Raw genomic sequence first — 5,672 nt, 5'->3', positions numbered from 1 at the left:
TAATTCATTTGTGGGTGTCTCCTCTGAACAATGATTTTTATTAACCGCCAAGTTAACAATCATTATTCTATGGTAGGCACTCATTTTTTGCAAACCGGTTATTTGTTACTTAACAGGAATGCTCCTTTTCTCATTACCTGTGATGGTACTAATTGAAACATAGTGTTCTCCTCTTTTTACATACTATCGGATATTGAACAGTTTGTTACAACTGCCCTATATCCCTGCCCTTAAGTTTATGTTCTATCAATACCTTTGTTACAAAGGGATAATCCCCTTGCTGAATATACGATACTACAGCCGGGCATACCTCCGATATCTGCTGTACCCCGAAATTTAAAATATGATTCATGGATTCCTCAAAGTATTCCTCGAGGAGTTCATATCTGATATGACAGCCGTTAAATACATCCCCATGATCCTCATCAAACACGAAAGCGTGCTCATAAAGATCATTACAGTCATAATAAAGATGTACGTTCAGATAATTCACGATCCGCGCTGCGCGGATCGCCTGCTCTTCGTTCTCTACAAGCGGCTTGCAATAATAGGATTGGCAGTACAAATATTCATTACGAAAGTAAATGCTGGTCTCTATCAATCCTCCGATAACATCCGGAATTTCCGTAGACAGATAAATGGTATCGGCATCCGCAATGGAAATGGGTTTGTCCTCTTCGTTTAAAAGTTTATAGGGAATTCTATTCTGTTTCAGATAATCTAATATTCTTTTCTTTGCCTGCTGTTTATTCATTCTTTTCCCTTTCTTTATGTATGATTCGTTTTCTTTTATGCTCTGCCACTTCGGAATACGCAGTAGAAGTGGCAGCACTATTGGATAATAAACATACAATATCTAAATAATTAATCATTCCAAATACAGTCAAGCTCGTATTCAAGTTCGTCCTCCGTGGTCGCGTTCGGAAACATATCAGACAGGATTTCATCAATATCAATATTTTGTTCTTTCTTCCGCATTGCCTTCACCTCTTTTTTGTGGATTCTCAGTGTTGCTAAGTCAATTCTAAGTTTATGCTATCATCTAAAGCAATATCCGTCAAGATATTCTTATAACGATTACTGTTTTATTTTAAAGTAACTTATTCCTTTTTAAAAGCAATTGGGTTGTTTTTAAGCGCATCATATGTTATAATATTTTATATAAAAATAACATCTAAGGGAGATTCAAAGTGAAAAAGGCCCCTAACCCGCAGCTAAATAGATTACGCACAGTTTTTGAAGACTCCGGATTATCCAATGTAGAGATTTCCGGTAAACTCTCATGTTCACCTGCCTACATAAGTAAACTAAAATTACAGAATGATGTGCGACCTCGTTCCGCTTTTTTATTATCTGTTGCTCATGCCTTTAACATATCTGAGCAATGGTTAATTAGTGGTGCTGGACCAATGCGAGTATCTCTTGACGAAAAATTGAAATTTTATTTAGAATCACTGTCCACAAGTATGGATCCCAACGATATATATATAAGGAGTTTTTTAGAGAAATATGTATCTCTTTCAAGTGAAGAGCAAACACAATTTATACAAATTCTGTCATATCTATTTAAGACAAATTAATTTCGATGGTTCTCCTTTGGCGAACCATCCTTTCCGTTTCACGCAATTTGCTTGAATATGGCCTGACCATTCTGAACAGAGTATTTGCAGGTATGCCCTTGAGATCTGCCAGATATACACCCCAGTGCTGCGTACATTGCTTTTTTAGATTCATAGCCCTTGTCCTCTCCTATCAACCACAGTGTGCCAAACTGCTGACCTAACAATTCTTTTTGTTAAAGTCGACAGTTTGGCGCACTGTTTTTATCTTGAATTATATTTATGACTCTTTATCCCAATATAGCGCCGGTTCCTCATACCGCATCACTATTTGCCCGAGAATCATGCAGTGATCGGACATTTTCTCGTCTACCGGCTCCCGGAGAATTTGGTTTTCCCTAACCGTCAGCATATCCGATTGCATAGCTCCTGTACTATAGAAAATTCCATCAAGATGCGCGGAGCCCCTTTCCGGGTTTATGTATGTAGGGGTTACCCAATTGCGAGTCAATGTGGCATTGAAGAGGCAGGGACCATAGGGGTTGGTCAATTCCTGTATCAGGCTTCCGTCAGGTGTTGCATTGAGGTCGCCGAGTAGTACAAAGGGCATTTCCAGTTCTTGCGCATAGGTTCGACAGGTTTTTTTCAAGGCGACCTCAAATTTTTTCCTCAGGTCGATGCGGTTCCGCTGATACCATATAGGCCGGTCCCCATTATCCGTGTGGGGGATATGAATGTTCAGTACCCTGTAGTATCCATGATCTGTGTCAATCCCTACATAATTATAAAGCAGGCTGTTCTCCAGGTCTTCCAGGGTTCGAGTGGCATGGTATCGGTATCCTTCACGGTGAATGAGCAATACATTAATTGCTGATCTTGGACTGCTGTTCTTCCTGTATGCATGAGGGGTTACAAGAATATACTCAGGAAATGATTTCTGAAGGATCGCCAGATACTTGTCATCCCTGCCCGGAATAACTTCGGAAAGCCCTATAACCCATGCTCCGGGCGCTGTTTCCCGTATATAGTTACAAGATCTCTGCAATCGGCTTGCCCAGCTCTCCTGGCTGAGCTTCCATGCATAACCGGCAGCATTATACGATACAATGAACGTTGTGAGATTACTTTTTCCCATATTTTTTCTCCTTTTAAATATTTTGTTTTTTATTCTATATTCAGTTGTAATAAATAAAATAAGGAAACGGGAATATAGTGTTTCCTATTCCCGTTTCCTCTTTTGTGTCAGGTTATTCTTTCAAATACAACCTGACCGTTCTTAACATACCACTTACAGGTATGCCCCTGAGATCTGCCAGACAGGCAGCCAAGTGCCGCATACTTCGATTTCTTAGAAGTATATCCTTTCATCTCATATTGTGCTTTTAATGCATCGTATGCATCCTTGTTGTACATAGTAGTTCCTACCTTTGAAAATACTTTATAAAAAGGCATTTTTCTCCCCTCCTTTCCCTATATTAATTGTCTGAATACCACCCATCTAATTTTTCCGGGGGTATTATTTAATTAGACGAAAACGGATTTGTAAAGTAGCTAATGTGGCATAAACGAATTTTGTCTTCCTTATAATTTTATTCAGTAAATTGAAAGCAGCCATTACCACACAATCCTTGCAATTTTTATCCGCATACGCCACCTCAAGAGTTTGTGGTTCTGTCATCAGTAATACATCTGCATAAAGTTCCACGTATTCCTTAAAATCAAAAGCGATAGGATATTTCGTGACTTTACTTGCTTTTCTAAGACAATCCTGTATAAAATTCATATCTTCTTCATCATACAAGTTCGATGCTCTATATTTTTGTATGGTACCTGAAATCTGAATAGCCGAACAAACTTTGATATATTTATATTCATTTACGTATGCACAATTGTGATTTGTGAAAACTAAAAGATTATATATTTTTATTTTCTTTTTAAATCCGCTTTGCCGGAGGGTTTTTCGCAACATATAATACCGACAATTCATTTTATTGGCGATATTAAAAAGGATCTTCTTACGGTCATTGGCTCTATAGTAATTTCCATGTGGTGATATATATATGTCCTGTGAAGAATTTTTCACTTCAATAAGAAAAATAGCTTTTGATGTAACCACTACTCCATCAATTTCTGTTTTGAAATTGTCATCGCCCAGTTCTAAATTCATAAGGGACCTGTTCTTCACCCTGACCCATTCCAAGTTGTGCGCCAGTATACGTTCCCCTTTATTTCCCGAGATTTCAAAAGCTATAAGTTTGTTAAGTTCATTAGACATTTCATTAAATTTTATAATCTTCGGATCCTCCAAAAGATCTTTTTTCTCTGCCAATGCAAGTATATAAGCCTGTATATCTGAAATTTTGGAATCACCGGGAAAGCCTTCACATTTAGAAACAATCATACTCTGAAATTTTCGCAGTTCTCCTTCCACCTCTTTCTTCGCATAGGTCGTCTGACGGAGAATACCTGTATCCTCAAATTCTTTTAGAATTTGTGCTTTTGTAGTACTGTTTTTTCTGTTCATAATACTAATTCTCCTTTGCATAATATTCTTTCCCATTCTCCAGACAGATTCCTGCCAGCCTTCCCTCTTTAAAGCCGGCACCACAATCCATCACAATATGATTGTTGGCTCTGTAAATACAGCCCGGATGAGGATTGTCCGGAATTGTCTGGGTAGGCGTATGACCCGTGACTACGATTTTGTCCTTATAATAAGGTATGCTATAATCTGCTCTTGCCCAGATGAGATCATCCAGAGTGTACTCCTCCATCGGTTTTTCCTCCGAAAAATTCCCCAGTCCGGCATGTACCATCAAATATTTCTGCCCGTTCACCTCTAATTCCACATAAGTCTCAAGATTTCCCAGATACTCCATAACCTCCTTTCTCTCTTCCCGGGAAAGTCCAACAAAATCTGCAATCGTCACAGCTCCGCCGTTGAGCATCCATTCCTTTAATTTTTCCTGATCCTCCTCTGCAAAATCGCATACAGATTCTTCCGTAACTTCTTTTAACAGAATTTTCATGCCCATATATGCCATAAATTCATGATTACCCACCAGACAGATACAATTCGACAGTCTCATCAGAAATTGCAGTGTCTTGATCGGATCAGGGCCACGATCCACCAAATCTCCCAAGACATATAGCTTGTCCTGCTTTCCGAAATTCATTTTTGCAAGCAGCACCTTCAACTGCTCGTATTCCCCGTGAATATCTCCAATTACAAATGTGCTCATATACTTTTTCTCCTTTTCCCAAAGAACTGCATCTTCTGTAATTTTCTCAACTTTCTTTAATGTTTTCCAGGAATACAATGGTCTCCACTGCCGGAGTCTTCGAAGCAAATTCCGCCCTCTCGATACCGTTCGTAAGTAAAAGTCGCTCCCATAATTTCGGATATTCCCTGAAATCGAATTTCTGGTCATCCAATATTACAAATTCCTCTATCTCCGGATGTTCTTCCAGATAATTCAGGATTCCCTCCCCTCTGTGATTCCAGTGGTCTGTCGTCTTCCCAGTCAGTCGTAATCCCTGCTTTTCCAGCTTGGATACCAAATATCGGAAGTCATCTGCTTCCGGCTTCATCTCTTTCCAGTCAGATGTCAGAACAAGTTCTGTATTCCCGTATTTCTCCATTGCCTTTGCAAGGATTTCAACTCTCGCATCATCAATTCCATGATATCCATCCGGTGTACGCTCCACCGTTGTTCTTGTATTCAGAACTCCGTCAACATCTAAAAATATTGCACTTTTCATTCTCTTTTCCTCCACTATCCACCTGTTTACATTCCATAAACATTATCTTCGAGGACCTCTTCGTCTATATCAATTGCATCCCAACATTCTGCTAACGTTAATTCGTGTTCTTCCCACTCGGCCTCTTCAATACCATAATCTTCGTCTGCACCATATGCCTCCACTGCTACATCCATTGTGTTCTTTTTGTTGCTGTTTACTGATACATTGTTCATTTCCTTTTCCTCCCATAATAATCTTTGTTTTTCTCTTGTTAACTCGCTTTTTCTTACATTTTCTTTTTTTCATAGAGATGTTATCTAAGTCTATGCCATTCCCCTAGGCCCAAAATCATGGATATCAGGATGTTTA

General features: G+C 39.1%; 8 protein-coding genes. 1 reads left to right on the top strand and 7 read right to left on the bottom strand.

Annotated elements, in window-relative coordinates:
* Positions 1-205 precede the first annotated feature (205 nt).
* Complete coding sequence (locus FYJ59_RS13690) at positions 206-754, bottom strand: hypothetical protein (protein WP_154498879.1); 549 nt, start codon at positions 752-754, stop codon at positions 206-208.
* Between the two features lie 436 nt (positions 755-1,190).
* Here FYJ59_RS13690 and FYJ59_RS13685 point away from each other — a divergent pair, with 436 nt between their 5' ends.
* Positions 1,191-1,580, top strand: coding sequence for a helix-turn-helix domain-containing protein (locus tag FYJ59_RS13685; protein WP_154498876.1), 390 nt, complete (start codon positions 1,191-1,193; stop codon positions 1,578-1,580).
* A gap of 259 nt (positions 1,581-1,839) precedes the next feature.
* Here the strand turns inward: FYJ59_RS13685 and FYJ59_RS13680 are convergent, their stop codons facing one another.
* The 6 genes from FYJ59_RS13680 to FYJ59_RS13655 form a co-directional block, all read right to left on the bottom strand.
* Positions 1,840-2,694 (bottom strand): endonuclease/exonuclease/phosphatase family protein, encoded by an 855-nt coding sequence (locus tag FYJ59_RS13680; protein WP_154498872.1) that lies wholly within the window; start codon positions 2,692-2,694, stop codon positions 1,840-1,842.
* Positions 2,695-2,801: 107 nt separating this feature from the next.
* The gene (locus FYJ59_RS13675; protein WP_154498869.1) at positions 2,802-3,011 is read right to left on the bottom strand and encodes a hypothetical protein; all 210 of its coding nucleotides are present in this window, start codon (positions 3,009-3,011) and stop codon (positions 2,802-2,804) included.
* Between the two features lie 64 nt (positions 3,012-3,075).
* Complete coding sequence (locus FYJ59_RS13670) at positions 3,076-4,083, bottom strand: nuclease-related domain-containing protein (RefSeq protein WP_205839561.1); 1,008 nt, start codon at positions 4,081-4,083, stop codon at positions 3,076-3,078.
* Between the two features lie 4 nt (positions 4,084-4,087).
* Positions 4,088-4,801, bottom strand: coding sequence for a metallophosphoesterase family protein (locus tag FYJ59_RS13665; RefSeq protein ID WP_154498863.1), 714 nt, complete (start codon positions 4,799-4,801; stop codon positions 4,088-4,090).
* Between the two features lie 46 nt (positions 4,802-4,847).
* Positions 4,848-5,321: an HAD domain-containing protein gene (locus FYJ59_RS13660; RefSeq protein WP_154498861.1), complete on the bottom strand. Its 474-nt coding sequence runs from the start codon at positions 5,319-5,321 to the stop codon at positions 4,848-4,850.
* A 26-nt stretch (positions 5,322-5,347) separates the two neighbouring features.
* Positions 5,348-5,536 carry a hypothetical protein gene (locus FYJ59_RS13655; RefSeq protein WP_154498858.1) on the bottom strand — a complete coding sequence of 63 codons (189 nt, stop codon included), beginning with the start codon at positions 5,534-5,536 and terminating at the stop codon, positions 5,348-5,350.
* Positions 5,537-5,672: the final 136 nt, after the last annotated feature.

The organism is Waltera intestinalis (assembly GCF_009695995.1).
In the GTDB taxonomy this organism is placed as follows: domain Bacteria; phylum Bacillota; class Clostridia; order Lachnospirales; family Lachnospiraceae; genus Acetatifactor; species Acetatifactor intestinalis.
The sequence above is the reverse complement of the archived record's forward strand: the minus strand, read 5'-3'. Positions and strand labels throughout refer to the sequence as shown.

What these genes read in the sequence shown, in the direction of transcription:
- FYJ59_RS13655 (WP_154498858.1), bottom strand. Translation starts at nt 5,536, where the DNA reads ATGAACAATGTATCAGTAAACAGCAACAAAAAGAACACAATGGATGTA.
- FYJ59_RS13680 (WP_154498872.1), bottom strand. Translation starts at nt 2,694, where the DNA reads ATGGGAAAAAGTAATCTCACAACGTTCATTGTATCGTATAATGCTGCC.
- FYJ59_RS13690 (WP_154498879.1), bottom strand. Translation starts at nt 754, where the DNA reads ATGAATAAACAGCAGGCAAAGAAAAGAATATTAGATTATCTGAAACAG.
- FYJ59_RS13665 (WP_154498863.1), bottom strand. Translation starts at nt 4,801, where the DNA reads ATGAGCACATTTGTAATTGGAGATATTCACGGGGAATACGAGCAGTTG.
- FYJ59_RS13660 (WP_154498861.1), bottom strand. Translation starts at nt 5,321, where the DNA reads ATGAAAAGTGCAATATTTTTAGATGTTGACGGAGTTCTGAATACAAGA.
- FYJ59_RS13675 (WP_154498869.1), bottom strand. Translation starts at nt 3,011, where the DNA reads ATGCCTTTTTATAAAGTATTTTCAAAGGTAGGAACTACTATGTACAAC.
- FYJ59_RS13670 (WP_205839561.1), bottom strand. Translation starts at nt 4,083, where the DNA reads ATGAACAGAAAAAACAGTACTACAAAAGCACAAATTCTAAAAGAATTT.